27 protein-coding genes and 2 pseudogenes are annotated in these 24,768 nt (G+C 62.8%); 8 read left to right on the top strand and 21 right to left on the bottom strand.

All coding sequences use genetic code 11. From position 1 onward, the window contains the following. Positions 1–392: 392 nt before the first annotated feature. From AX703_RS28680 to AX703_RS13840, 11 genes are all read right to left on the bottom strand, one after another. Positions 393–518: a LysR family transcriptional regulator gene (locus tag AX703_RS28680; protein ID WP_255355065.1), complete on the bottom strand. Its 126-nt coding sequence runs from the start codon at positions 516–518 to the stop codon at positions 393–395. A 152-nt stretch (positions 519–670) separates the two neighbouring features. Continuing rightward, positions 671–1,402 (bottom strand): NAD(P)H-dependent oxidoreductase, encoded by a 732-nt coding sequence (locus tag AX703_RS13885; protein WP_062344884.1) that lies wholly within the window; start codon positions 1,400–1,402, stop codon positions 671–673. Between the two features lie 38 nt (positions 1,403–1,440). After that, positions 1,441–2,223: an enoyl-CoA hydratase/isomerase family protein gene (locus tag AX703_RS13880; protein ID WP_062344882.1), complete on the bottom strand. Its 783-nt coding sequence runs from the start codon at positions 2,221–2,223 to the stop codon at positions 1,441–1,443. Continuing rightward, entirely contained in the window at positions 2,210–3,142 is a 933-nt protein-coding gene (locus tag AX703_RS13875) for a 3-keto-5-aminohexanoate cleavage protein (RefSeq protein WP_062344880.1), read from the bottom strand. Before AX703_RS13875 ends, AX703_RS13880 begins: the two co-directional genes overlap by 14 nt. Positions 3,143–3,153: 11 nt before the next feature. Beyond that, entirely contained in the window at positions 3,154–3,921 is a 768-nt protein-coding gene (locus AX703_RS13870) for an HpcH/HpaI aldolase/citrate lyase family protein (RefSeq protein WP_197423721.1), read from the bottom strand. Beyond that, positions 3,918–4,313 (bottom strand): cupin domain-containing protein, encoded by a 396-nt coding sequence (locus tag AX703_RS13865; RefSeq protein ID WP_062344876.1) that lies wholly within the window; start codon positions 4,311–4,313, stop codon positions 3,918–3,920. Before AX703_RS13865 ends, AX703_RS13870 begins: the two co-directional genes overlap by 4 nt. Then, the gene (locus tag AX703_RS13860) at positions 4,310–5,362 is read right to left on the bottom strand and encodes an aromatic ring-hydroxylating dioxygenase subunit alpha (RefSeq protein ID WP_082734589.1); all 1,053 of its coding nucleotides are present in this window, start codon (positions 5,360–5,362) and stop codon (positions 4,310–4,312) included. The genes AX703_RS13865 and AX703_RS13860 overlap by 4 nt, the downstream gene beginning before the upstream one ends. 12 nt (positions 5,363–5,374) lie before the next feature. Beyond that, positions 5,375–6,094 carry an alpha/beta fold hydrolase gene (locus AX703_RS13855; RefSeq protein WP_062344872.1) on the bottom strand — a complete coding sequence of 240 codons (720 nt, stop codon included), beginning with the start codon at positions 6,092–6,094 and terminating at the stop codon, positions 5,375–5,377. Continuing rightward, positions 6,094–7,080, bottom strand: a complete 987-nt coding sequence (locus AX703_RS13850; RefSeq protein WP_062344870.1) for a hypothetical protein — start codon at positions 7,078–7,080, stop codon at positions 6,094–6,096. The genes AX703_RS13855 and AX703_RS13850 overlap by 1 nt, the downstream gene beginning before the upstream one ends. Before the next feature lie 10 nt (positions 7,081–7,090). Further along, positions 7,091–7,573 (bottom strand): nuclear transport factor 2 family protein, encoded by a 483-nt coding sequence (locus AX703_RS13845; RefSeq protein WP_156452064.1) that lies wholly within the window; start codon positions 7,571–7,573, stop codon positions 7,091–7,093. Positions 7,574–7,749: 176 nt separating this feature from the next. Beyond that, entirely contained in the window at positions 7,750–8,454 is a 705-nt protein-coding gene (locus tag AX703_RS13840) for a TetR/AcrR family transcriptional regulator (RefSeq protein ID WP_082734588.1), read from the bottom strand. 155 nt (positions 8,455–8,609) lie between these two features. Here AX703_RS13840 and AX703_RS13835 point away from each other — a divergent pair, with 155 nt between their 5' ends. The 7 genes from AX703_RS13835 to AX703_RS13805 all read left to right on the top strand — a co-directional run bounded on the left by AX703_RS13835 (position 8,610) and on the right by AX703_RS13805 (position 16,520). Next, a complete protein-coding gene (locus AX703_RS13835; protein WP_062344863.1) occupies positions 8,610–9,665 on the top strand; it encodes an aromatic ring-hydroxylating dioxygenase subunit alpha in 1,056 nt (351 codons plus the stop codon). A 44-nt stretch (positions 9,666–9,709) separates the two neighbouring features. Further along, on the top strand, positions 9,710–12,190 hold the full coding sequence (locus tag AX703_RS13830; RefSeq protein WP_062344862.1) for a TonB-dependent receptor: 2,481 nt from the start codon (positions 9,710–9,712) through the stop codon (positions 12,188–12,190). Between the two features lie 25 nt (positions 12,191–12,215). Further along, complete coding sequence (locus tag AX703_RS13825) at positions 12,216–12,542, top strand: Rieske 2Fe-2S domain-containing protein (protein WP_062344860.1); 327 nt, start codon at positions 12,216–12,218, stop codon at positions 12,540–12,542. Between the two features lie 4 nt (positions 12,543–12,546). Beyond that, positions 12,547–13,665: an NAD(P)-dependent alcohol dehydrogenase gene (locus tag AX703_RS13820; RefSeq protein ID WP_062344858.1), complete on the top strand. Its 1,119-nt coding sequence runs from the start codon at positions 12,547–12,549 to the stop codon at positions 13,663–13,665. A gap of 76 nt (positions 13,666–13,741) precedes the next feature. Beyond that, a complete protein-coding gene (locus AX703_RS13815; RefSeq protein ID WP_156452062.1) occupies positions 13,742–14,638 on the top strand; it encodes an alpha/beta hydrolase in 897 nt (298 codons plus the stop codon). Further along, a complete protein-coding gene (locus AX703_RS13810) occupies positions 14,635–16,227 on the top strand; it encodes an NAD(P)/FAD-dependent oxidoreductase (protein WP_197423720.1) in 1,593 nt (530 codons plus the stop codon). Before AX703_RS13815 ends, AX703_RS13810 begins: the two co-directional genes overlap by 4 nt. Before the next feature lie 5 nt (positions 16,228–16,232). Then, positions 16,233–16,520, top strand: a complete 288-nt coding sequence (locus tag AX703_RS13805; protein WP_062344853.1) for an SDR family NAD(P)-dependent oxidoreductase — start codon at positions 16,233–16,235, stop codon at positions 16,518–16,520. Between the two features lie 138 nt (positions 16,521–16,658). Here AX703_RS13805 and AX703_RS28925 read toward each other — a convergent pair whose 3' ends face one another. The 10 genes and pseudogenes from AX703_RS28925 to AX703_RS13760 all read right to left on the bottom strand — a co-directional run bounded on the left by AX703_RS28925 (position 16,659) and on the right by AX703_RS13760 (position 23,417). Next, positions 16,659–16,754: a hypothetical protein gene (locus AX703_RS28925; RefSeq protein ID WP_369821025.1), complete on the bottom strand. Its 96-nt coding sequence runs from the start codon at positions 16,752–16,754 to the stop codon at positions 16,659–16,661. A gap of 16 nt (positions 16,755–16,770) precedes the next feature. Further along, positions 16,771–17,438 (bottom strand): annotated as a pseudogene (locus AX703_RS26670) (transposase); the annotation flags it as partial. 26 nt (positions 17,439–17,464) lie between these two features. Further along, positions 17,465–18,019, bottom strand: a complete 555-nt coding sequence (locus AX703_RS26665) for an IS5 family transposase (protein WP_369821024.1) — start codon at positions 18,017–18,019, stop codon at positions 17,465–17,467. Positions 18,020–18,066: 47 nt separating this feature from the next. Next, positions 18,067–18,198: pseudogene (locus AX703_RS28920) on the bottom strand (transposase); the annotation flags it as partial. A 589-nt stretch (positions 18,199–18,787) separates the two neighbouring features. Next, positions 18,788–19,081, bottom strand: coding sequence for a putative quinol monooxygenase (locus AX703_RS13785; protein WP_062344850.1), 294 nt, complete (start codon positions 19,079–19,081; stop codon positions 18,788–18,790). Between the two features lie 111 nt (positions 19,082–19,192). Continuing rightward, positions 19,193–19,933, bottom strand: a complete 741-nt coding sequence (locus tag AX703_RS13780) for an SDR family oxidoreductase (RefSeq protein ID WP_062344848.1) — start codon at positions 19,931–19,933, stop codon at positions 19,193–19,195. A gap of 76 nt (positions 19,934–20,009) precedes the next feature. Then, entirely contained in the window at positions 20,010–21,161 is a 1,152-nt protein-coding gene (locus tag AX703_RS13775) for an L-dopachrome tautomerase-related protein (protein WP_062344846.1), read from the bottom strand. Beyond that, complete coding sequence (locus tag AX703_RS13770) at positions 21,158–22,264, bottom strand: NADH:flavin oxidoreductase/NADH oxidase (RefSeq protein WP_369821023.1); 1,107 nt, start codon at positions 22,262–22,264, stop codon at positions 21,158–21,160. The genes AX703_RS13775 and AX703_RS13770 overlap by 4 nt, the downstream gene beginning before the upstream one ends. Continuing rightward, entirely contained in the window at positions 22,264–22,722 is a 459-nt protein-coding gene (locus tag AX703_RS13765; protein WP_062344842.1) for a VOC family protein, read from the bottom strand. Before AX703_RS13765 ends, AX703_RS13770 begins: the two co-directional genes overlap by 1 nt. Next, positions 22,722–23,417 (bottom strand): type 1 glutamine amidotransferase domain-containing protein, encoded by a 696-nt coding sequence (locus tag AX703_RS13760; protein ID WP_062344840.1) that lies wholly within the window; start codon positions 23,415–23,417, stop codon positions 22,722–22,724. The genes AX703_RS13765 and AX703_RS13760 overlap by 1 nt, the downstream gene beginning before the upstream one ends. A 209-nt stretch (positions 23,418–23,626) precedes the next feature. Here AX703_RS13760 and AX703_RS13755 point away from each other — a divergent pair, with 209 nt between their 5' ends. Beyond that, positions 23,627–24,505 (top strand): LysR family transcriptional regulator, encoded by an 879-nt coding sequence (locus tag AX703_RS13755; protein ID WP_062344839.1) that lies wholly within the window; start codon positions 23,627–23,629, stop codon positions 24,503–24,505. Positions 24,506–24,768 lie beyond the last annotated feature (263 nt).

Here is a 24,768-nt window from a genome sequence, read left to right as displayed (position 1 = left end):
CAATGAATCACCATCGACACCGAAACTCCATCGGTTTTTGCGGGTGTCCAGCTCGCTCATCGCGGCGATCTTATTGTCACTCCCCCTCGCGAGGTGATTGACCAAGTCTTCTTGGTTCGGCTGCCCCAATGCCAGCCGATAAAGTAAAGCTCACGCTCAATTAGCCGCGAGGTCAGTGCTCGCAGCTTTACATTGAGCTCCGGAAAACGGGCGCGCACGGCTTCTACGAGGTAGCCTGTAGCCGGCATCGAAGCAGGAATCGCTCCGAGCCGCAATTCGCCCTTGAGCGGACCGCGCGCCGTACACGAAACCTGGCCCATCGCCTCTGCGGCGGCGACGAGCTGCTGTGCCCACGGCAGGATCGCTTCGCCTTCGGGCGTCAGTCCGACATATTAGCGGACGCGGTGAACGAGCTGCTTGCCAAGCTGAGTCTCGAACATCGCAATGCCTGCCGACAAGGTCGGCTGCGACACGTGGCAACAAGCGGCCGGACTCGCAAAATGGCGTTCGCGGTGCAGCGCAAGCTAATATTCGACGAGTCGTGTCTGCATGAATGCCGGAGATTAGCCGCTCGCCAAGAGTACATCGTCGGGTTTCGACTGTTTCCGCATTCTATTGGTGAGACCGACGGCGCGCCGCCGTGGGCCGCTCACGGACGGGCTGCCATCCGTCAGGCACTGGTGACATGCGGTTCGAAGGCGAGCGGCGCGACGCCGACATGGCCACGGACCAGAGGTTGCGGAGCAGCCTCGCGGCGCGCGCGGTCAACGCCAGCGCGAAGATGAGCTCCCCAGGCCTCCAGATAAGCGGCGCGCTGGGCTGCATCGACTCGCGGGGTCGCATAGGCAATGAAGTCGTCGAGCTGCGTCAAACCGATATAGGCCAGCGCACAATGCTTCAAAGGCCACAGGACCCGTTCGATCGAGCCGTATGTGCCAGCGTCAGTGAAGCGGTCGGCCGTGCCGCCGGTCGGAATGCAGAGCATGGCATGCCGCCCCCGGAACAGCCCCCGTTCGTAGCGCGCGCCGTCCATATAGCCGAAGCCGTAGGACATGACGCGATCGAACCAGCCTTTGACGACCGCGGGCGGACCACCCCACCAGAGTGGGAAGAGAAAGACGATCAGGTTCGCCTTTGCGACGCGCGCCTGCTCGCGGCCGATATCATCGGAGAATGCATCCGATCGCTCAGCAGCTGCCTGTTCGTCCTGAACGCTGAAGTAGTCCGGATTCCAGACCGTCGAAAAGTCGCCGCGACCCAGGACCGGATCGAACTTCTCGGCATAGAGGTCCGACACTTCGAAGCTGGCGCCCGCTTCCGCGGCAACCGCCTTTGCCTTCTCGAGAAGGGCGCCTGTGAAGCTGTTTGGCTCTGGGTGCGCTACGACAAAGAGGATGTGCATGAGTGGCCTTTCAGGAGCGAAAACGGAACGAGGGCATATTAGCTGAAGACGGGGCGGCGCTTATCGAGGAAGGCGGAAATGCCCTCGCGTCCCTCTGGCGAACCCGCCGCGTTGCAGATCGTGCGGCCTTCGAGGTCCATCTGCTCTTCAAGAGGCAGGCCCGACATGAGGAGCGAGCGGATATTCGCGAACGCCGATACCGGGCCGTTGCGAAGCCGTTGAGCCACCGCGGCGGCCTTTTCCTCGAGTTCGATGTCGTCGACGACTTCGGTGACGAGGCCGATCGCCGCCGCCTCATCGGCGCCGAGCCGCCGGTTGGTGTACGCCAGTTCCTGCGTCCGCCGCAATCCGATCAGCCGTGGGAGGATGGCGGTTGCGCCGCCATGCGGTGTCAGTCCGATGCCCGTATAGGCCATGGTGAAGCTCGCCGAGCGCGCCGAAATAACGATGTCACCAAGTGCCGCAAGGCTAAGGCCTGCGCCGGCGGCTGCGCCGTTGACCGCCACGACCAGGGGCTTGGGCATGCGAGCAAAATGGGCGATGGCATCGTGCAGGGATGCGGTAATCTTCTCGAGCAATTGCGGCACTGCATCTCCAGCAGCACGAAATGCGCCGATATCCCCGCCGACGCAGAAAAAACGCCCGCTACCCGTCAACAATACGCAGCGAATATCGTCGCGCGCGGCAACCTCCACGCTGATCCCCGCCAAGGCTTCCGCCATTTCGAGGTTGATTGCGTTCCCCGCATCGGGCCGCGACAGCCGGAGCGTCGCCACACCATCCTCGACGCTCAGCGCGAGCGGACTGTCAGAAGCCGACATTGTCGCGGCCTTTGGTTGCTAGCATCGCGCGTGCTTCGGCAGGCGTTGCGATTTCAAGGCTCAATTCCTCAAGGATTCGCCGAATCTTCGCGACCTGCTCCGCGTTGCTCGTCGCCAGCTTTCCCTTGCCGGCATAGAGGCTGTCTTCGAGGCCGACGCGCACGTTGCCGCCCAATATGGCGCTCATCGTCACGAACGGCATCTGGTGGCGTCCGGCGGCGAGAACGGAAAGATAATAGTCGTCGCCGAACAGCCGGTCAGCCGTCGCGCGCATGTGGAGGAGATTCTCCGGATCCGGGCCGATACCGCCCAGAATCCCAAAGACGCATTGGACGAAGAAGGGCGGCTCAACGAGCTTCTGCTCGGCAAAATGCGCCAGATTGTAAAGATGGCCGACGTCGTAACATTCGAACTCGAAGCGTGTGCCGTTGGCACCCATCTCCCGCATGCCATAGTCGATTTGTTTGAACGTGTTTGAGAGGATCAGATCCTTCGTCCCTTCGAGATAGGGCTGTTCCCAATCGTGCAGAAACTCGGTGCGCTTGCCCGCGGCACCGGAGATGTTGAAGTTGAACGAGCCCATGTTCATGGACGCAACTTCGGGCTTGCACGCGAGCGCCGGCGCCAACCGCTGTTCGAGGGTCATGCCGAGGCCACCCCCGGTCGTGATATTGAGGATCGCGTCGGACTGCGCCTTGATGGCGGGCAAGAACTCCAGAAATCGCTCGGGGGTCTGATCGGGGCGCCCGTCCTCGGGGTCGCGCGCATGGAGGTGGACCATCGCTGCACCGGCCTCAGCCGCCGCGACCGCTTCGGCCGCGATCTGGGCGGGTGTCACGGGAAGATGCGGCGACATCGAGGGCGTATGGATGCTTCCCGTGACGGCGCAGGTGATGATGACCTTTTCGGCCCGCTTCATGATCTTGTTCCCTATTCTTCGTCGGGAGCCATCGCGGCGGCAAGCCGGTTCGCGTCCTGGCGAAGCGCACCCTGATCCGACCCGGCGAGGAGAAATGAAATGCCCATGCTGCGATAGCGCGCCGCCTGGGCAGGGTCTGCGAGATAGGCGCCGCAAGCGATGCCGGCGTCAGCCGCGCTTTGGGCGATGCGAGCTGTCGCCTCGTCGAGCTTCGGGTCGCTCCAGTCGCAACCGAAGGACGCCGCGAGGTCTGCGCGTCCGATGAACAGTGCGTCGATACCAGGGGTCGCCGCAATCGCCGGCAGCCACCCAAGCGCGGACGCGTCCTCGATCTGCGCGATCACGAGCACGTTGCGATCGGCAGCATCCATATAGGGTTTGAGGCCACGACTGCCATATCCACCGGCACGCGTCGATGGGGAGAACCCCCGGGTACCGCCTGTATAGCGAGCGAAGCGCGCCGCGTTCGCCGCTTTGGCCGGAGTGTCGACATGCGGCACGAAGACACCCGTCGCGCCCATATCGAGTGCACTCAGCACCGCGTCGGCGTCCGTTCTGGCGATGCGGACGAGGAGCGGAAAATCGCACGCCATGCCCGCCAGCATGCAACCGTCGACCTGGCTCGGGTCGAACGGCGCATGCTCGGTATCCAGAACTGCGAAGTCGAGATCGGACATCGCGAGTATCTCCGTCACCTGATGGTGCGGGAATTTCTGGAAGACGCCAGTCAGCGGCGTCCTGTCACGCAGTCGCTCGGGGAATGACGCGCGCCTGCTCACCCTCGCCATTCCGGACGCTGATGATCGAGCAGATGCGCATATTCGGGCGGGACCGGCGCAAAGATATCGAGGTTCAGGACCGTTTCGGTGCCGGTAACCTCGATATAATGTTCAGTGTGGGCCGGGACGCGCACAAAGCTGCCGCGCGTGCATTGGTGCGGCACGCCACCCACATGATAGATGCAGTCCCCTTCGAGGATCATGACGATCTGCTCATGATCATGCTTGTGGGGCCGAAGGGCGGCGCCGGGTTCGACCCAGCCGAACTGGCAAACGACGCCTTCGCCGCCCAGACCGGCGCGCTCGATACCAGGGCGAACATATTCCCGCGGAATATCTTGCCAGTTATAGAGCGTCGGCGCTCGCACCGGCATTTCGGACGCGTCGGTCATTCTGCTACCTCCATGGATTTTGCCGGACCGGCCGCGGCTTCGCGCAGCCGCCGTTCAATGATGCGCCGCGCGCGGCCCGACCCTTGGTCGTTCTGGAGCAGTACCGGCTTCATATCCATCAGCTCGCGGCCGTTTAGGACGCGTTGCTGCGCTTCGATGACTGGCCGGTCCTCATGTTCGAAAGCATAACCCGCGCCCTCGGCGAATGCCTCGCTCATCGCATCGTCGTCGAGGTCGAAATCGCGCGCGATGGCCCAGAAATAATGGGTGGTCGACTCGGTTTCCGGGGTGATGATATTGGGATTATAGGTGCCCCAGCCTTCCTCGCGCGTCTTGCCTGGCTCGGTGACGCCGTAAAAGGTGATCATGCAGCCGGGAGGGTCGCAGCGCATCTCTAGCCAATGATCCATCTGGCCGGTGAAGCCCTTGACCATCGTGAAGAGCGGCGGGACGGGCATCGACGGGACGAATTGGCGCGTCCAGACTTGGTCGTCCTTCTCGGCTACCTCATAGCTCGCCGTCGCGATCTCCCGCGGTTCGAGCGTCTTCTCATGGACAAAGCCCGCGTGGCTGAGGTCGGTGAGATTGTCCATCACCAGCAGATAATTGGCTTCGAGCTTGATCGTGCCATGGACCTGCCGATACTTCTGGTCGGTCAGCCAGTGATAATCGGGGATAGTCTCGGGATCGGCGAACTCATGATCGCCCATCCAGATCCATACGAGGCCCCATTTTTCCGCCACCGGATAGGTCTTCACCTTCGCGGTCCTTGGTATAAGTCCATTGCCATGCGGGTTGTTCACGCAAGCGCCAGAGCAGTCGAATGCGAGGCCGTGGTACAGGCATTCTACTGTGTCGCCGACGAGCTTGCCCATGCTGAGCGGAACGAAGCGGTGCGGACACAGATCCGCCATCGCGCAGGGCGTCCCATCTTCCTTTCGGTAGAAAAGAATCTGCTCGCCGAGGATCATGCGCGAAAGAAAGTCGCGCGAAATATCCTCGCCCCATCCTGCGCCGTACCAGCAATTACGAATAAAGGCCACGGACATCCTCCTGATTTCTCATTTGCGATCGGGGACGTCGCCGCTATGCGGCGCATCGACCCTGAGAAATTCTGTACTGAGCCGCCGCACGTCGGCATCGCCAGGCAGAGCGACGTGGCCCGGGCCGTTCAGCTGGACGTAGGTCAAGCCCGGCATTGCGATGCGGAGCCGTTCGTCCGGCTGTGCTACCCTGTCGTCGGACGAGTTGATCAGCATCGTGCGCGAGGCGAGGTCTGCAAGCGCAGTCGCGTCGACAACCGGATTGGGGCGACGACGAAGCACGGCGGCAAGCGCCAGCGGGTTTGAGCCGCTCGCTCGGGAATCTTCCACCAAGCCCTTCGCGAGGGCGGGTGTATCGGCGGTCACGCCCCGCTCCAACGCCTCTACGATGACATCTGCCGCCGGCTCAGGCGCAAACAGATTGTCGCCGATCCCGAACAGGGCGAGCCGCCGCACTTTGTCCGGGCTTGCGATCGCTAGTGCCAGCGCGATTTTCGCCCCGAGCGAATAGCCGACGATGTCGACAGGTTCGGGAGGTAGCCTCGCGGCAACCGAAGCCGCGAGGTCGGCATAGGCAGCGGGATCCAGCGGCGCATCCGGATCGGCATGCCCGGGCAGATCCATCCGGATGAATGTCCTGTTGGCGGCCGCTGGGGCGGCGGTCCATCCATGCGCCTCGAACGAGGAGGCGAAGGAGCCGCCCCAACCGTGGAGGAGCAGGATCGGAGGGGTGGTCATCAGGCCGCTACCAGCTGCGAATGTGCGACCCCGACGCCGACGGCGATAGTAGTGTCTTCCGAATAGTAGTCGACGCGGAGCGGCTGTGCGCCCGCTTGCTGGCCGGCGGCGACAGCGGCCAACCACATCCGGACCTCCCCGCCCCCGTAGCCCGCCGCTTCAAGAATATCTTTGTCGGTCCAGCTGTCGAAGGCCGAAAGATCGCCGGCTTCGAGCGTTTTCAGGAAGCTCTCGTCCCACTTCTTGTTGATCCAGGGTGCCTTGAACTCGCCGCTGACCAGGTCGGCCGAAAGCTTGATCATCTCGGACTCGATGTCGCCGTGCCATTGCTGATCCGAAATCGGTCCAGCGCCGCCGCCATGGACGATGAAGGTGCGCACTTCCTCGTTCGGCGCGGTCTCATATTGCGGGAAGATGAAGGCTGTCTCGTGCGAAAGCCCGCCCGATCCGAGAAACGCGACCCGCTTTCCGGTGTTGCGCGCCCAACGGCCGACCGCTTCGCCAAGCTGGCGACAGCGCTTCAACGTCGGGCGCGGTTTCGAGAGGCTGTTGATGTGGACGGGAATAACCGGCCTCGCGCCGATGTCCCCGCGCAGGAAGAAGCCGAGAACGTTGGAAAAGCCGTGATCGACCTTCATCGCGTAGGAGGTCGCGATGTCGAAGCCGTCGTCGATGAGTGCCTCCGCGAGGCCTGTCGACAGGTCCATGGGGACGTTGAGCTTGCCGGGGGTTCCACCGCAATCGTCGCCCGCCTCGGCGAGGTGCCCCACCATGAAGGTCGGGGCGAGCTTGAGATGGATATGCGAATAATGATCGCCGCCGAACACGATAACCACGTCCGGATCGAAGGCTTCGAACTCGGCGACGCTAGCATCATAGGCCTGCCACAGCCCCGGATTTTGTTCGCGTTCCTGCATCGAGATGATGGGAACGTGCGGAACGCAAGCGACATAGGCCTTGGCATTCTGAGCGGCGGTACTCGCCATATTCTTTCTCCTATTTTGCGTGACTGGCTGCGCCGGGACCGACGAAAATCACGGCGGCCTGAATGTCGGTGATCAGCCAGCGACCGTCGCACTGGCGGCGACAGCTGGCGGTGAAGTCGGCGATCGTTGTCGGCGGTCCCGAGGAAAAAGGCAGGTCGCCGGTCCCCGCATGAACGACCGCGAGGAAGCGCAGCGCGCACGCATCCGCGTCGGTGGCGCTCACGAAGAGGCCGGAGATGGCGTGACGGGTACGGCGTCCCGATACATCCTCCTGATTCCGCCGATCGGCGAAATATTCCGAGATCGAAGTCTGGCCGTCGCGGACGAGGGTCCCGATGCGCATCGTCGCGTCAGCCTCGTAGAATTCGGAGGCGCAGCCTGAGGAAATTCGGTCAACGCGAGCCCAGTGCTCGCTAACGAGATCGTGTAGTTTCCATCGATCATCCGCGCTTACGGCGCGATCAATTCCGGTCGATTGCGGCGCAGTCGCCATGAAGCTTCCCCCATGAGTCGTATTGATGTTATGTCTAATACGACTAATTCATCGCAAGGCTGTCCGTCAAGCGATAGATGCGAAAGCCCGGAAATGCGGGCGCAGGCGAACGTCGCCGGCGCAATTGCGCTGACGCTTTGGCTGAGGCTTTAGACAGACGGACGCCGCAGGCGCGGTCAGAAATCGCCGGGAAGCGGATCGGGCAGGTCTTGCGCGACGACCTCATCTGCACGCGCCTTGGGCACGCCGAGGGCGAGCAGCACATGACGCGCGATCGATGCGGCGAATGTCGGCGACGGCTGGTTGCGCAGCTGGGTAATCATTGCGGCGTGGGTGGTCCCGAGCTGGATGTCGCGGCCGGTGTGCGGCCCCGGAATCTCGAATTCTCCGGTCGCGATGCCTTCGCCGGCAGTGGCCTGCGCGTGCTCATAGGTATCCTGGCCGAAGATTGGACCACCCGCGCTGATGTTCACCATGGCCCAACCCCATTTAGGGTCATGCAGGGCACGCTCGAGATAATAGCGGACAGCGGCGCTAGCGCGCTCCGCAGCGGTCGGAAGCGCCGAGATGATTCGCGTGACGGCGCGGTTGAAATCATGGTTCAGTTCGTCGGACAGGGCGCTGAACACCTCATCCATATTGTTGAAATAATTGTAGAATGTGGCTCGAGAAACGCCCGACTCGCCGCAAATCTCTTCGATTCGCGTGTTTCGTCCATTCTCGCGGCCGAGCAGGGTAAAGGCGGTATTGAGCAACGCAGCGCGGGTCCGGGCCCGTTTCTCCTGACCAATCTGAGCGCGTCGTTCGAGGTTGATATTCAGCGGCGCGCGCGGTTTCGGCTGGCTTTCCCGACAAACCCTTCCTCGTCCCATATGCTGCATCCGTCCAATTCTAGTCGGATTCCACGAGCCGTCAATACGACCTCTTGACAGCTATTTCTACTGTCGCCATAAGTCGGAATAGACAAAACATCAATCCGACGCGAAGTCGGGTATACGCCGAAGAACGTGTCGGCATGGAGAGGAGTGGGTCGGCCATGACCTTTGCACGTGAACTTTGGTACACGGTCGCCTGGTCCGAACAGATCGGACGCAGCCTGACGCCGCGGACGATCGCGGGGGACCATCTTGTCCTCTATCGCCAGCTCTCCGGCGACGTGGCGGCGCTCAGCGACACCTGCCCGCATCGCTTTGCACCCATGCATCTCGGCTCGCTCGTCGATGACGTCGTGCAATGTGGCTATCACGGGCTCCGTTTCGATGCCGGCGGCGCTTGTGTCCATAACCCTCATGGCAATGGTGCGACGCCGAAGGCAGCACGCCTCCGCCGCTATCACGTCGTCGAACTCGACGGGCTTGTATGGGTCTGGATGGGGGCGGGGGAACCCGCGGACATCTCGACGATCCCGCGCTTTCCGGAACTCCACGAGTCAAGCTACGCGTTCACCGGCGCGCATATGATGACGATGGACCTGCCGATCGACCTCATCGTCGACAATCTGCTCGATCTCAGCCACGCGGCCTATCTTCATCCTGCGACGCTTGGCGCGGCCCAGGGCACCAAAGACATCACGTCGGTTAAGAAGACCGGAAATCGCATCCAGTCCAACCGCTTGATGCCGGAAGCACCGCCGGCTTTCGTCTTCCAGGCGACCGAGGCCGCAGGTCCCGACGACATCGTCGACTACTGGGCGAACATGCGCTGGGATCCGCCGGGCGTCTTTTCGATGGACGCCGGCATCGTCGCCACAGGGGGCCGGAAAGAGGACGGCCGGATTCTGTCGAGTGTGCAGATCGTCGTGCCCTCGACCGAGGGGAGCTCCTACTATTTCTGGAAGATGTTCCGGAACTACAACGAAGATGTTCCGGGCATGACCGCGGCTATCGAAGCCGCCGTCGTGCAAGCCTTTTCAACCGAGGACGAGCCGATGGTCCGGGCCGTCAGGGACAGAATGGCCGGCCGCAACTTCTGGGACATGCGCCCGCTGCTGCTGCCGCAGGATTCGGCTGCGGTCCAGGCGCGCCGCGTCATGGACGCCCTCATCGCGGGCGAGGCCGCGGGCGCAGGCGACATCCAGCACGTTGCCGAGTGATGGGCGGATATCCAACAAGAACATAAACGATCAGGAGGACAAATATGCGTGCTAACTTCAACGCAGCCACGCGGCGGAATATCGGGCTGTCGGGAGCGGCCCTGGCGCTTTGCCTGTCGCTCACCGGCCAGGCGGCAGCGCAGGAAACCGAAGGCGAAGACGCGCAGGACAATGTCGGCGTTGCCGACATTGTAGTCACCGCCCAGAAGCGCTCTGAAAACCTCCAGGACGTTCCGATTTCCATAACGGCGGTGACGTCGGATGCGCTCGAAGGGCGCGGTGTCAGGTCGGTCGCCGAAATCTCGAACTTTGCGCCCAACGTGCAGCTGGAATCGAGTGCGCCGATCGTTTCGTCGTCGCAGATTCTGACCGGCTTCATCCGTGGTATCGGGCAGAATGATCTTTCTTCGAGCCTCGAGCCGGGCGTCGGTGTCTATCTCGATGGCGTCATTCTGGCCCGCTCGATCGGCGCCAATGTCGACCTGCTCGACATCGAGCGCATCGAAATCCTCAAGGGCCCGCAAGGCACGCTTTTTGGACGCAACACGATTGGCGGTGCTATCAGCGTTGTTACGCGCGATCCGGCCGAGGAGTTCGCGTTCCGCGGCGAGACCACTTACGGCAGCCGCGATCGGTTCGAACTGCGCGGGACCGTCGACATTCCGATTGCCGACACGCTGCGCTCGCAATTCTCCTTCTCGAGCCGCAGCCAGAAGGGCTACCAGAAGATCATCCCCTTCCCCGGCGATACGGGGGTCAGCGACGAGTATAATTTCGGGATCATCCCGCGAAACAAAGAGAACCGGCGCGGCAGCACCGACAATTTCGTGTTTCGCGGCAAACTGCTTTGGGAGGCCTCGCCCGACCTGACGCTCAAGATCGCCGGCGACTATGCCAAGTCGAAAGAGCAGTCGTCGCCAATCACGTTGGTGGCAACCGATACGGACCCGCTCGCTCCGGCGCCGACCTATGCCGCGGTATATAATACCTGCATCTCGGCTCCTGGTTTGGTGTTCAATCCCGGTGGTCCGCTCGCCTTTCTGGGGCCGATCTGCGGTCCTCGTGGCGGCGGCGTGCCGGGCGCGGCACCGCTGCCGGGGCTTGCCGGATATAATTTCGCCAACGCGAATCCGCGCCTCGTATTCGGCGATCAGTTCATCACCGACAACATCGACACGACTTATGGCAATGGCGGCAACCTGTCGGACGTCGAAACCTGGTCGGTAACCGGCGTTGTCGACCTTCGCCTGTCGGAAGATATCGCGCTCAAGTCGACGACCGGATATCGCAAGGTTGACTCGCTCCTCGCCAACGATCTCGACGGCTCGCCGATCATGATCGCGACGACGATGGCGGCACTTGCGGAGAAGCAATTCTCGCAGGAACTGCAACTGACGATTGATGCCTTCGACAATCGTCTGAAATCGGTTGTGGGCGCCTATTATTTCTACGAGAAGAATTCCAATTTCGAGAATGCCTATATTTCTGAAGGCCTCGGGCAGTTTTTCGGCCCCTACCGCAACACCAACAAGTCCTATGCGATCTACACGCACAACAGCTTCAACATCACCGATGCGCTGAGCATCACGCTCGGCGGCCGTTATACCAAGGACAAGAAGGTCTTCGAAGCCGGTCAGTCCGACCTCAACCTGTCGCTGCTGAAGCTCGGGCTCTTCACGCCCGGACAACTTCCCGATCCGAACGATCCGACGCGGATCTATCCGCTCGGCGTGCAGCGCGACACCTATAATAATTTTTCGATGCGCGTCGGCGCCGAGTACAGGATCACCGACCGCATCATGGTCTATGCTTCCTTCGCCGAAGCGTTCAAATCGGGCGGCTATACCACGCGTCTTTCAATCCCGACGCCCGGCAACGTCGCGCCGCGCTTCGGACCGGAAGAGGCCAAGACCTATGAAGTCGGTCTCAAGTCGCAGTTCCTCGATCGCCGCCTGCAGCTCAATCTCGCGGCCTTCTCGACCGACTATACCGACCTCCAGGTTACCGTCGTCCGCGGCATCTCGCCTTTCATCGAAAATGCGGGCGAGGCGCGTATCCGGGGTTTCGAAGCGGAACTGCAGGCGGTGCCGATCGAGCGCGTTCGCCTCTCCGCTAGCCTTGGCTATATCGATGCGAAATATACCAAGCTTGATCCGGATGTGAGCTTCGGTCTCAACAATTCGTTCGTCAACACGCCCAAATGGTCGGCAAGCGCGGCTGCGGACATCGACCTGTTCGAAGCCGCAGGCGGTACGATCACCGTACACGGCGACTATTCGTACAAGAGCAATCAGGCCCGCGATGCGGTCAACACGCCTTTGCTCTTCTCGGGGGAGCAGAATCTGGTCGGTGCGAATATCCGCTGGACGCGTGAGGACAAGGCGCTTGAACTGGTTGCCGGCGTCCAGAATCTGACCAACAACCGTTACATCATCACCGGCACGCAGGTCGATGCCATCGGTGCCACCAGCGTCACCTGGTCGCGGCCGCGCGAATATTATCTGACCGCCCGGCTACGGTTCTAATCTGGCAGAGGATGGAGCAGCGAAAATGACGCCATCTGAAACACTTCGCGACGCCTGGTATGTCGCAGCCTACACGAGCGAACTCGAAGAGAAGGGCATAATCGCCACGACTCTGCTTGGCGATCCGATCGTGATCTACGCGAAGACGGACGGAAGCCCGGTCGCGCTCGAAGATCGCTGCGTCCATCGTTTGGCGCCGCTCTCGCTGGGCAGGGTCGAAGGCGACGAGGCCCGCACTCCGCTAATCTACGCCGCGAGTTGCGCCAAATGTTCTGACGACGGACAGCCGGCTAACCGGAATGGAAATGGCGGTACATTTGCTTTTACACCACTCGTCAAGGTTCTAGGTTGATCCCATGACCACTCTCGCGCGGGCCGCCATCTGCCGCGGCCACGACCGTCCTTTTACCATTGAGCCGGTCGAACTGGCCGCTCTACGATCCGACGAGCTGCTGGTCCGAATTGTTGCCTGCGGTATCTGCCACACAGATCTCGCGGTGCGCGACGAACAGTTGCCGGTGCCGCTACCGGTGGTGCTGGGCCACGAAGGCGCGGGGATCGTCGAGGCCGTGGGAAGCGCGGTCACCGCCGCCGCCCCGGGCGACAGAGTGATCATGAGTTTCAATTCCTGCGGGGAGTGCCCGAGCTGCGACGCCGAGGCGCCGACGTATTGTTACAACTTCTTCCCCCACAACTGGTGCGGCACGCGCGCCGACGGAACGCCCAGCATGACCCTGGCGGGCGAGCCGATGAACGCCAATTTCTTCGGCCAGTCCGCTTTTGCGACCTATGCCATCGCCCACCAGCGCAACGTAGTAAGAGTTCCGGTGAGCGCCGCCGCTATTCCCCTCGAACGGCTCGCGCCGATCGGCTGTGGCCTGATGACCGGCGCTGGCGCCGTGCTGCGCGCAATGGAAGTGCGTGCGGGTCTGCCGATCGCAGTGTTCGGCACCGGCACCGTCGGCATCGCGGCGATTATGGCTGCCAGGATCGCCGGATCCGATCCGATCATCGCCGTGGACGTGAACGGCGATCGCCTCGCCCTCGCGCGCGAACTCGGCGCTACCCACTCCTTCAATGCGGCCGACGACGCGCCCGCCCGTATCCGCGAGCTGTGCCCCCAAGGACTGGGCTACGCCTTGGATACCACTGGTATCAACTCTGTGATCGAGCAGGCGTGGGGCCTGCTCGCACCAAAGGGTATCGTCGGCATCGTCGGCGCCTCCAGCCCGGCCGATACCCTGACATTCAACGAAGCCCAGTTTATGGGCGGTGGACGCACAGTGAAAGGCATTCTCGGCGGGGACAGCAACGGCGAGGGCTTCCTGACCGAGCTAATCGAGCACCATCTTGCGGGGCGCTTCCCCTACGAGCGCCTGATTAAGACTTTCCCCTTCGAGCGGATCAACGAAGCGATAGAAGCGAGCGAAAGCGGCCTTGTAATCAAGCCGGTGCTGGTGATCGGTTCGGAATAGCGACACGTTTCCTCGGGCCACGGCGATACCGCCGCGGCTTTGCCACCCCTCTTCAAAGACCGGGATGTCGAAGACCATGAACGATCTCCTACAACAACTCATCGCCGGCATGCGGCAAGGCGGCCCCGACTTTTCGGGCGACCCGCTCAAGGCCAGAGCGGACTTCGAAGATCTGCTGGCGTCGATGCCCGTCTCCGAGGACCTGACATTTTCGGAAATCGAGCTGGGGGGCGTGCGGACGCTGCACAGCCCGACAAGTCCAGCGAACAAGGGCGCCCTTCTCTACTTTCACGGCGGAGCGTTCGCCGCCGGGAGCGCGCGAGGCTATCGCGGGCTGGCAGCTGACCTCGGCCGCGCGGCCGGCGTTCAGACATTCTCGGTCGATTATCGGCTTGCCCCGGAGGAGCCATTTCCGGCGGCCGTGGAAGATGCCACGGCGGCCTATCGGGCTTTGCTGGATCAAGGGGTCGATCACCGCCGAATCGTCTTCGGTGGCGACTCCGCAGGCGGCGGCCTTGCCGTTTCCGCGCTCGTAAAGCTGCGTGATGACCAGGTTCCCCTACCGGCAGCGGCGGTCCTACTTTCGCCCTGGGTTGATCTCGCATGCGCCAGTGTGACGATGACGAGCAAAGCCGACGCAGATCCATCGTTAACGGCCGCAGGTCTGCAAGCGATGGCCCGGGTGTACCTCGCAGGCACCGACGCAACGCACCCACTGGCCTCTCCGGTACATGCCGACCTGTCAGGTCTGCCGCCGCTGATGATCCAGGTGGGCTCGGCGGAAATCCTGCTCGGAGACGCGGTCAAGCTCGCCGAACGGGCCGGTACGGCGGGAACGTCAGTGCGGCTCGATATCTGGCCGGAAATGATCCACGTATGGCAAGCATTCGCGTTTCTACTGGATGAAGGCCGCGTGGCGATCGAAGAAGCAGGGCAATTTCTACGCCGCTCGGTCAAGGCGCGCGGCAAGTGAGTGGGCTGCGCCAGTTCGACGTGATCGTCGTCGGTGCCGGTTTCGCCGGTCTCTACATGCTGCACAAGTTGCGCGAAGCAGGCTTCCAAGCACATGTGGTGGAAGCGGGCTCCGGGGTGGGCGGAACCTGGTACTGGAATCGCTATCCCGGTGCGCGCTGCGACGTGCCGAGCATCGAGTACTCATATTCGTTTTCCTCCGAACTCGAAAATGAATGGCGCTGGAGCGAGCGCTATGCAGCGCAGCCCGAGATCCTGACGTATCTCGAGTACGTCGCCGACCGGTTCGACTTGAAGAAAGACATAACGTTCGACACAAAAGTCACGGCGGCCGTGTGGGACGACGCGATGAAGCTGTGGCGGGTCGATACGGACCAGGGCAATGGCTACCTTTCGCAACATCTGATTCTCGCCACGGGCGCCCTGTCCGCCCCCAAGACGCCCGAGCTTCCGGGCATCGAGAATTTCAAAGGCGCGATCCTCCATACCGCAAAATGGGACGCCCGGGTCGACATCGAAGGCAAGGCAGTCGCACTCTTCGGCACCGGCTCTTCAGGCATTCAGGTTACGCCTCCGCTCGCCCAGAAGGCGAGCCAACTCACCGTTTTCCAGCGGACGCCCAACTTCGCCGTTCCGGCGAACAACCGTCCGTTGAATGAGGACGAATGGCGACAGAGCCGAGCAACCCTTCCGGCGCGGCGGGAGGCGGCGCGGCAGGGTTTTCTCGGGTTCTTCGACGTTCCGCGTCCCGGCGCCGCTAAGGATGACACACCCGACAAACGCGAGCAGCGCTTCAACGAACAATGGAACGCAGGGACCGCGGGGTTGCTGCTCGCATATGAGGATTTGCTCGTCGACGAGGAGTCCAATGCGCACGCTGCTGAATTTGCCCGACGAAAGATCGCCGAAACTATCGATGATCCCGACAAGGTCCGCAAGATAACTCCTCAGGGCTACCCGCTCGGTTCGCGACGCATGTGCTCGGAGATCGGCTTTTATGAGACAATCAATCGAACCAACGTCGCCTTGGTTGACGTCCGTGAGGAGCCCGTGACGGGGTTTTCTGCGTATGGCATTTGGACGACAGACCACCACTATTCCGCCGAAGTCGTCGTATTCGCCACCGGGTTCGATGCCTGCGTCGGGGCAATAAAAGCAATCGACATCAGGGGACTTGAGGGCAAGTCGCTCCGCGAGGAATGGGCCGACGGGCCGCACGCCTATCTGGGTCTCGCAGTACCGGCCTTTCCCAATCTGTTTACGATAACCGGCCCCGGCAGCCCCTCCGTGCTCAGCAACGTTGTCGTTTCGATCGAACAGCACGTCGAGTGGATCGCGCGCTGTCTCACGGACATGCGGGCATCGGGCAAGGCTACCATTGAAGCGACCGAAGAGGCCGAGCGCGACTGGATGGATCACGTTCACGAGATCGCGCAACAAACACTCTTTCCGCGCGCCGACAGCTGGTATCACGGGCGTACGCGCGATGGCCGCAAGGTATTTATGCCTTACGTCGGCGGATGCGGACCTTACCGCGCCACATGCGACGAGATCGCCGCCGCCGACTACCGCGGCTTCAATCTGGGATAGGACTAATGGCTCGGTTCGAGGGCAAGGTGGCGATCGTCACCGGCGCGGCCGGCGGGCTCGGCGGCGCAACCGCGGCGCGGCTTGCGAGCGAGGGCGCGACAGTCGTGATGACAGACATCGCGGACAACGCGGGACGGAGATTGGCCGAAGCGATCGGCGCCCGCTTTATTCGTCACGACGTCAGCGACGGAAGCGCCTGGGCGCAGGTCGCACAAACCGCTCTGGATGATGAGGGGCGGATCGATGTCCTGGTCAACGCCGCAGTCATCGAAGGCGATGTGGTCCAAGGTTAGCTCCAGACCACCTATGCCGATTGCCGCCGGGTATGTTCGGTCAATCTCGACGGAACCTTCCTGGGCTGCATGGGGATGATGCCGCACATGATGGAAGCAGGCGCCGGCGCGATAGTGAACTGAGTAGCCCCTAGTTTTCTAGACGCCTTCCGCTTTCACAATCTGCTGCCGTTCGAACTCGACGGGCGACAGCATCCCGTTCCTGACCTGCTTGCGCACCGGGTTGTAGAACATCTCGATGTAATCGAACACGTCCTGGCGCAGCAACATCGAACTGCCGATCTAGCGTGTTGTCGACCACCGAGGACGGCTTGCCGCCGTAGCTGCCGGGCCTGCGCTTGTAGCCGACCTGGGCTCTGATGCCCGCCAGCCTGGTCAAGCGGGCAACGCGGTTCGGGCAGCAAGTCTCGCCGTGATCCAGCAGGTCATCATGCAGCTTGCGTAGCCATAGACCTTGCCGCTGTCGTTCCAGGCTTTGCGGAGCAGATCGGTCTGCCGGACCTCTTCCCGAGCCCGCTGGCTCAGAGGGTTCTTTTGCCAGGCATAGTTGCCACTGGGTTGCACAGCGAGGCACCGGCACATGGCTCGCACGCCAAAACGATCGCGATGCTCGGCAATGAACGCTTATCTCACTTTGCATCTCGAGCCAAAACCTCGGTGGCCTTTTTTTAGAATGTCGCGCTCCTCGGTCACCCGGGCCAGCTCGCGCTTCAACTGGCGGATCTGGGCATCCTTGCTGGCATCGCCTGACAACACATCCGCAAGCTGACGCTTCCAGGCATACAACGAGTGCGGGCTGACACCGAGCCGCTGTGAAACCTCCGCCACCGGATACCCGCGCTCGGTGATCTGGGCCACCGCATCGCGCTTGAACTCATCGCTGAAATTACCCTTCCCATCGTCGTCTCCTGTCCTCAAAATTAGGATAGAAGGCGCCCAGAAAACTAGGCGGCGTGGACAAATTTGAGCCAGTATCTTGCGGTGGCGAGATGGACCATGCCGAGGAAGCTGTTGGCAAGCTGGTCGTAGCGGGTGGCGATGGCGCGGTTGATCTTGAGTTGGCCGAACATGCGCTCGATCCGATTGCGCTGTTTGTAGAGCGCTCGATCATACTCGATCTTCACACGGCGGTTTGACCGGCCAGGGATGACGGCCTTGATCTTTCGTTCGGCAAGATCGGTGCGGATGGCATCCGCATCGTAGCCTTTATCGGCAAGGAATGCGTCGGGTGCCTGCTCAGGCAGGTCGATCAAATCATCATACGCCTTGCAATCTGCCGCCTCGCCGCCCGTCAGGTGGAAGGCGATTGGCCGTCCAAGGGCATCAGCCAGACAGTGAAGTTTACTGGTGAACCCGCCCCGCGAGCGGCCAAGAGCGCGTCGATGAGTCCCCCTTTTCCGCCCGCGGCCGAAACGTGGGCGCGGACTGTCCTGCTGTCGATGCTGTAAAGGCCGCTGTCGGCCATGATCTCGGCCAACGTTACGGCAACGGCCTCCCAGACTCCGGCTTCACTCCACCGCCGGAACCGGCGATAGATGGTGTTCCAACTGCCATACTTGGGCGGGACATCGCGCCATGGCGCTCAGCAGCGGAGCCGCCAGAGAATGCCGTTGATGATGGAGCGGTTCTGCTCAGGCGGCCTGCCTCGGCTACGGTTCTCAGGCTCGATTGGCAGCAAGCCCTTCAGAACGCGCCATTCCGCCTCAGTGAGATCACCCCTGCTCAAGCCTGCCTCCAAAAAGCAGCCTTGAATCAGCGGCTGGAGGCTACGTCAATCTGGTATCTTTGTGTCGGTGGAATGATGCGAAGCGACGCAACGAAATAGCAGGCTGCTGGCACGGCTATGACCAGAGACAACAAACCTGCCCGACCAAAAATCACGCAGCCGCCAAATAGCGGAACGGCTATCGCTGCCAGACACCAAGGTATCGGGCGACGCAGGATCGAGGCCCCAAACCAGAGGGAAAGGACAGTGGCAGCAATCAAAAAGGGTACAGAGAATGTAGCTATCACAACGATGAGAGAGCCAAACATTAGACCGGGTAGCGCCAGCGCCAGCGCCCACACGCCAATCACGCGGGCGGACACGTCAATGCGGAGCGTTCGGAAATGCATCTTGCTATTCTAAATCAAACGGCGATTTCGGCAAACGCCGCAGTCATAGCTCAGCGCGAGGGCGACGTGGAATTTGTCCACGCCGCCTAGGGGCTACTCAACACGAGCCTTACCCTGCAGTTAAGCGGCAGCTTAGGGTGCCGACCGCTCCGCTATTTCGCGGCCAGCAGGGTGAACTTGTGAATCTGCGGCGGTTCGGAAAACAGTTCTTCTGCCTTGTCCATCAGTGCGGCGGCAACCTTGCCGTCAAGATGGGCCTGCCGATCCTCCTCAGTGTCGAACGTATCGAAGATCGCGTACGCACCGGGACCTTCCTCGATCGCATACCAGGTCAGAGTGCCCGCCTCAGCTTGAACGAGCGGCAATGCCGAGGTCAGGAAATCGGCGACATCGCGCTCTTTTCCGGGCTTGGCCTTCAGCGGTACATACAGGGCAAGTTTGGGCATAATTTATTCCTCAAGTGAAACGGACAGATATTATTCGGCAAGGTAACGGACGAGCGGGCCGGTATGTTTCCTATGAGGCGGAGCACACGCGGCCCCGCCTCCTCGTCGAAATCAGAACTCCTGTGCGGTCGGCCGGATGACGATCGCGTTGACGTCGACGTCATCAGGTTGTTCGACAGCGAACGCGATAGCACGCGCCACCGATGCCGCCGGGATGGCCTGCTTGTAGAAGTCCAGCACCGTCTCGGCAGCCGTGCCGGAGGTCGTGAACTTCAAATCGCTTTCGACAGCTCCTGGCTCGATTGATGTGACCCGGACCTTCTCCCCCACCTCGTGGCGCAAGCCCTCGCTGATCGCGCTGACGGCGAACTTGGTGCCGGAGTAGACCGTGCCGCCCGGTGCGAAGACCTTGATGCCCGCAACCGAGCTCAAGTTGATGATGTGACCGCTGCCCTGCTCGAGAAAACCGGGAAGGGCCGCCGCGATGCCGTAGAGCGTACCCTTCAGATTGACGTCGATCATCTGGTCCCACTCGTCGGTGTTGACCTCGGCCATCGGACGGATCGGCATCAGCCCGGCATTGTTGATCAGCACGTCGAGGCGGCCGAAGTCGGCAATGATTGCGGCGACAACGGACTGGACCGCCGATTTGTCGGTCACGTCCAGCGCGTAGCTACGTGCCGTGCCGCCATTTGCGGCGATGTCCGCGACGACCTCGTCGAGCCTGTCCTTGCGCCGCGCGGCGATGGCCACCTTGGCGCCGCGCTCCGCGAGAAGACGCGCGGTTTCCGCGCCGATGCCGCTACTGCCGCCGGTAATAAGAACGACCTTGCCCTCGATACCCTTGGTCATGACTGTATTCCTTCAAGTCAGTTGTTGATTTTTCGCCGGATCGCGGCCCAGCGCGGGCCTGCCCGGCCTGATGGGATCACTGCGAGCGCAAGAGGACGGGCCCGGCGCCCACCTTGATGCGGAGCAGCTCGTAGGGCTTGCGGCGCAGGTCTTGCCCGCCGTGGAAGCCGGGCTGGCGGTGGAGCTGGTTGGCGGTGAAGTAGAGATAGCCGTCCATGCCGATCGACAGTGTGTCGGGCCAGCTGATGCGGGGGTCGCTGACCACCATCGTCCAGCGGCCTTGTTCGAGCACGCGGATTGCGTTGTTCTCGTAATCGCCGGCGAACACGCGGCCCCGGTCGTCTTCGGCAATCCCGTCCGAAGCGCCTTTGCGCCCCAAGCTGCGGACCGCGCGGCCCAACTCATCCTCGGACACCGCGGGATCGCGCAGCAACGCCGTGGGCACCGCGTGCAGCGTGCGGCCCGACAGCGGACCGTAATACAGCAGGCTGCCGTCGGCGCTGAGCGCAATTGCGTCGCTGGCGATCTCGACCGGCGTCGCGGGGCCGTCGGCCGGGCGGTTCATGAGCACCGCGCCGTCGACAACCGGGGTGAAGCCGGGCTCGGGGTTGGTCGTCTCATGGTTCGACAGTCGCCGGATCGCACGCCCGCTGGCGATATCGACGACGATGATGCCGCCGACACCGGCGTTGCTGCTGTCGGTGATATAGGCGACGCCCTCAGCACCCTGCCGCAGATCGAAGCGCACGTCGTTGAGGTAGGTCGTGGGCAGCACCACGCTGGGCGGCAGGACGATCGTCTTCACCACCCGGTTGGTCGCAAGATCGATCGCCACCAGCTTTGCACCGCCGGCCCGTGGTTGAGAGAATTTGGGCGCCGCTGTGTCGAGCACCCACAGGCGATCGGCGCCGTCTGCCACCACGCTCTGCACCGAGATGAAATGCCCCGCCGGGTCGGCCGGATCGGGCCGGTTGGTCGCGGCGTCGGGATAAGGCACCGCCTTGCCGTCGACCAGCTCGGCAACCGTGAACGGCGCGTTGTCGCCCCATTGCGGGAAGTTGACGAAGATGCGCCCGTTGGGGGCGACGGTCACGCCAGTCGGCATCGCGCCATCGAAGGTCGCGACCTGTTCGATCCGGGGCGCGGATGCACCCTCCCGGGTCGTCGCGCAGGCGGCAAGCGAGAGGGCAGCGCCAGCGGCCAGAAGCAGTTTGACGGAGACTTTCATGGCGTCATTTCCTTGAGAATGCGGCCCACTTCGTGAGGCTCGGACCGGAAATATTGCGGGGGCGCCTTGACCGATGCACCAAGCGCGGCGGCGGCGTGCCAGGGCCAACGCGGATCCCACAGCGCAGCGCGGGCAATCGCTATGGCGTCGGCATGCCCGTCTTCTAGGATGCGCTCCGCCTGGTGCGGATCGGTGATCAAGCCGACAGCGATTACAGGCATAGCGACCGCGTCCTTGACCGTGCGGGCCAGCGGTACCTGATAGCCGGGGCCGACCGGGATCTGCTGGCGCGGGTCGAGCCCGCCGCCGGAGACGTGGATCGCCGCGCAACCGCGCCGCTCCAGTTCCTGCGCAAACCTTGCGGTTTCTTCCGCTGTCCAGCCGCCTTCAACCCAGTCAGTCCCGGAAACGCGAACGGTCACCGGGCGGTCGGCCGGAAACGATTCGCGCACGGCATCGAACACTTCCAGCGGGAACCGCATCCGGTTGTCGAGGCTGCCGCCGTATTCGTCGCCGCGCCGGTTGGAGATCGCCGAAAGAAACTCGTGAAGCAGATAGCCATGCGCGGCGTGGATCTGGACGGCTTCGATGCCGAGCCTGCCGGCGCGCCGGGCGGCATCGGCGAAGGCTTCGCGGATGCGGGCAAGCCCTGCCGTGTCCAGTTCGACAGGGGGATGGTCGGCGGGCGCGAAGGGAACGGCGCTGGGTGCCACGGTCTGCCAGCCGTTCTGCGTATCGGGGGGAAGCTGCGCTCCGCCGTGCCACGGCTTGGCGCTGCTCGCCTTGCGGCCGGCATGGGCCAGCTGGATGACGAGCGGCATGTCCGACCACTGACGGACGCTTTCTAGCACGCTTCGCATCGCCGCTTCGGTACGGTCATCGTACAGGCCGACGTCACCGTAGGTGATGCGACCTTCGGGGCTGACAGCGGTCGCCTCTATCGTCAGCGCGCCCGCGCCCGACAGCGCCAACTGGCCGAGATGCATCCGGTGCCAATCGGTCATCGCGCCGTCCTCGGCAGAATACTGGCACATCGGCGCGATAACGATGCGGTTGGCAAGCCGCAGCCCCGCGACCTCGAGCGGTTCGAACAGGCGCGCCATCACCATGCGCCCGTGTTGGGCATGGAGGCCCAGGGTTCGGCCGGGGCTATGTGTTCGCCTTTTTGGAGCAGTTCGATCGAGATCCCGTCCGGCGAGCGGACGAACGCCATGTATCCGTCGCGCGGGGGGCGATTGATCGTCACGCCGCCCGCTTGCAGCCGCGCGCACGTCTCGTAGATGTCGTCGACCCCGTAGGCGAGATGGCCGAAGTTTCTGCCCCCCGTGTAAGTCTCGGCAGCGCTGCCGTCCTCGGGCGGCCAGTTGTACGTCAGTTCGACCTCGGCATCGCCCTGCTCGCCGTCGCCGCGGAAATCCTCGTCGGCGGCAAGGTAGATCAGCGTGTAACGCCCGGCCTGGTTCTCCATGCGCCGGGTCTCCTTGAGACCCAGCAGCGTGAAGAACCGGATCGCTGCCTCGGGATCGGCGACGCGCAGCATGGTGTGGAGATAGCGCATGATCAGGCGACCTTGTCCTTGAGGGCTTCCATCACGAGCTCTGCGGTGAGGGTAGCGCTGGCGGGGTTCTGGCCGGTCACCAGATTGGCGTCGCGCAGGGCGAAGGGGGCAAAATCGGGGCCGCCCTCGTGCTTGCCGCCGAGTTCCTTGAGACGCGTTTCGAGGAGGAACGGCACCGCCTGATCGAGACCGACCGCGCGTTCCTCGCTGTCCGTGAAGCCCGCGACACGGCGGCCGGCGACGAAGGGCGTGCCATCGGCCTTCTTCGCCGAGACCAGCCCTGCCGGTCCATGGCAGACGGCGGCGACGATCTTGCCTTCGCGGTCGAAGCGTTCGACCAGGCGGGCCAGTTCGTCACTGACGGGGTAATCGAACATGGTGCCGTGGCCGCCCGGCAGGAACAGCGCGTCGTAGCCGGCGGGATCGATGCTTGTGAATACAAGGGTGCTGGCAACCTCGGCCTTCAGGGCCTCGTCCTTCAGATAGCGCTCGACCGAAGCGTCGTTCTCGCCGTCGGCGTTGACGCTACGCTGGTCGACGGGGATGCCGCCACCCTTGATCGAGGCCAGCGTAACCTCGGCGCCCGCATCGCGGAACGCGTAGTACGGGGTGGTAAGTTCCTCGAGCCAGACGCCCGTCGGTTCGGTGCCGGGAGTCATGCGGTCGGCGGAGGTGGCCACCATGAGAATGCGGGTCATCGTCAGTTGTCCTTTTCTAGTGATGTCGGGAACACGAGCAAACGCACCCGCCGGCGCCGCGCCCGCCACCAGGACAGCGGTGAGGGCTTGGAGCAATTGGCGGCGATTTTGCTTCGATCGTTCCTTTCGGCGGCTTAGATACGCAGGGAACGGCATCATGAAATCCAGCGCGAATGGCGGACGGCCATAAATCCGGTTATGGAACCGGAATGTCCCTCCTGCAGTTGCGCACCTTCGTCGAAGTCTACCGCCGTCGTTCACTGAGCGAGGCGGCCCGGGCAATCGGCATCACCCAACCGGCTGCGTCGCAGCACATCGCATCGCTCGAGGCGCAATTGGGCCGTCCCTTGTTCGATCGCCATTCGCGGGGTGTTCGACCAACAGCGATTGCCGACGATCTCGCGGCTTCGATCGGAAGCAGCCTCGACACGGCGGAATCGGCACTGGCCAGCGCGCGGGCCCGATCGTCGCGCATCTCGGGCACGGTCCACATCGCCGCGCCGTCGGACCTACTGGGAGAGATGATTGCGCCCCGACTGGCGCCGCTGCTGGATGCGGGGCTAGACCTGCGCCTGCATATCGGCGGGCGCGAGGCGCTCTATGCCTTGCTGCTCGAAGACAAGGTGCACCTAGCCGTCACCGCCTCGCAGCCCGAAGATCCGCGGTTGGCCTTTCATGCGCTGGGCGAAGAGCACCTGCGCGCCGTAGCCTCGCCCGCCGTGGCCATGCGGATTGCCGAATTGCCGCTTGCCGACGGGCTCAACCGGACGGCCCACCTCGCCTACGACCTCGACCGACCGCTGCTGCGTACCTGGCTCCATGCAAACCAGATCGAGCTGACGAGCCAGCCCGCGTTGACCGCGCCCGATCTGAGGGTGCTACGGTCGGGATTGTGCGCGGGTCTCGGCTGGACGGTGATGCCCGGCTATCTCACCCGCAGCGAACGCGCTGCCTGCACGCTGATCGAGATACCCGCCCCGGTCACGGTGCCGCGCAACGCTTACTACCTCGTCTGGGCACGCTCATCGCTGCGACACCCGCGCGTGGCCATGGCTCGGGACGCCCTGATTGCTGCACTCCGAAAATAATGGTGGCCACGCCTGTTGGGCCGTGAGCGCAATGTCGGGTCTGAACCAGTTGAGCGCTGGCGAAACGAATGGCGGCTTTCGGGATCGTCGGCTACAAGGCCGAACGTCCGAATTTAGGGCGCATTGCTGCCAGACGGTTTCACGGCGACCGAGCGGCAGGTTTTGGCAGAAGCTGTCGTTGAAAGCGCGACCGGCGAACGACGCATCTTGTGAAGGGTTTCGGGCGCTTGCGTACGAAAGCCTCCAGTGCAGGAACCCGCGGG

The organism is Novosphingobium sp. CCH12-A3 (assembly GCF_001556015.1).
GTDB classification, from domain to species: Bacteria; Pseudomonadota; Alphaproteobacteria; order Sphingomonadales; family Sphingomonadaceae; genus Novosphingobium; species Novosphingobium subterraneum.
This window is presented reverse-complemented; position numbering and strand designations above follow the sequence as displayed.

Excerpts from the sequence above, each read along its gene's own strand:
- AX703_RS13865 (WP_062344876.1), bottom strand. The coding sequence starts at position 4,313 with ATGACCGACGCGTCCGAAATGCCGGTGCGAGCGCCGACGCTCTATAAC.
- AX703_RS13875 (WP_062344880.1), bottom strand. The coding sequence starts at position 3,142 with ATGAAGCGGGCCGAAAAGGTCATCATCACCTGCGCCGTCACGGGAAGC.
- AX703_RS13805 (WP_062344853.1), top strand. The coding sequence starts at position 16,233 with ATGGCTCGGTTCGAGGGCAAGGTGGCGATCGTCACCGGCGCGGCCGGC.
- AX703_RS13770 (WP_369821023.1), bottom strand. The coding sequence starts at position 22,264 with ATGGCGCGCCTGTTCGAACCGCTCGAGGTCGCGGGGCTGCGGCTTGCC.
- AX703_RS13755 (WP_062344839.1), top strand. The coding sequence starts at position 23,627 with ATGTCCCTCCTGCAGTTGCGCACCTTCGTCGAAGTCTACCGCCGTCGT.
- AX703_RS13830 (WP_062344862.1), top strand. The coding sequence starts at position 9,710 with ATGCGTGCTAACTTCAACGCAGCCACGCGGCGGAATATCGGGCTGTCG.
- AX703_RS13840 (WP_082734588.1), bottom strand. The coding sequence starts at position 8,454 with ATGCAGCATATGGGACGAGGAAGGGTTTGTCGGGAAAGCCAGCCGAAA.
- AX703_RS13880 (WP_062344882.1), bottom strand. The coding sequence starts at position 2,223 with ATGTCGGCTTCTGACAGTCCGCTCGCGCTGAGCGTCGAGGATGGTGTG.
- AX703_RS13845 (WP_156452064.1), bottom strand. The coding sequence starts at position 7,573 with ATGGCGACTGCGCCGCAATCGACCGGAATTGATCGCGCCGTAAGCGCG.
- AX703_RS13885 (WP_062344884.1), bottom strand. The coding sequence starts at position 1,402 with ATGCACATCCTCTTTGTCGTAGCGCACCCAGAGCCAAACAGCTTCACA.
- AX703_RS13855 (WP_062344872.1), bottom strand. The coding sequence starts at position 6,094 with ATGACCACCCCTCCGATCCTGCTCCTCCACGGTTGGGGCGGCTCCTTC.
- AX703_RS13825 (WP_062344860.1), top strand. The coding sequence starts at position 12,216 with ATGACGCCATCTGAAACACTTCGCGACGCCTGGTATGTCGCAGCCTAC.
- AX703_RS13860 (WP_082734589.1), bottom strand. The coding sequence starts at position 5,362 with ATGTCCGTGGCCTTTATTCGTAATTGCTGGTACGGCGCAGGATGGGGC.
- AX703_RS13785 (WP_062344850.1), bottom strand. The coding sequence starts at position 19,081 with ATGCCCAAACTTGCCCTGTATGTACCGCTGAAGGCCAAGCCCGGAAAA.
- AX703_RS13820 (WP_062344858.1), top strand. The coding sequence starts at position 12,547 with ATGACCACTCTCGCGCGGGCCGCCATCTGCCGCGGCCACGACCGTCCT.
- AX703_RS13850 (WP_062344870.1), bottom strand. The coding sequence starts at position 7,080 with ATGGCGAGTACCGCCGCTCAGAATGCCAAGGCCTATGTCGCTTGCGTT.
- AX703_RS13815 (WP_156452062.1), top strand. The coding sequence starts at position 13,742 with ATGAACGATCTCCTACAACAACTCATCGCCGGCATGCGGCAAGGCGGC.
- AX703_RS13775 (WP_062344846.1), bottom strand. The coding sequence starts at position 21,161 with ATGAAAGTCTCCGTCAAACTGCTTCTGGCCGCTGGCGCTGCCCTCTCG.
- AX703_RS13780 (WP_062344848.1), bottom strand. The coding sequence starts at position 19,933 with ATGACCAAGGGTATCGAGGGCAAGGTCGTTCTTATTACCGGCGGCAGT.
- AX703_RS28925 (WP_369821025.1), bottom strand. The coding sequence starts at position 16,754 with ATGTTCTACAACCCGGTGCGCAAGCAGGTCAGGAACGGGATGCTGTCG.
- AX703_RS13760 (WP_062344840.1), bottom strand. The coding sequence starts at position 23,417 with ATGACCCGCATTCTCATGGTGGCCACCTCCGCCGACCGCATGACTCCC.
- AX703_RS13835 (WP_062344863.1), top strand. The coding sequence starts at position 8,610 with ATGACCTTTGCACGTGAACTTTGGTACACGGTCGCCTGGTCCGAACAG.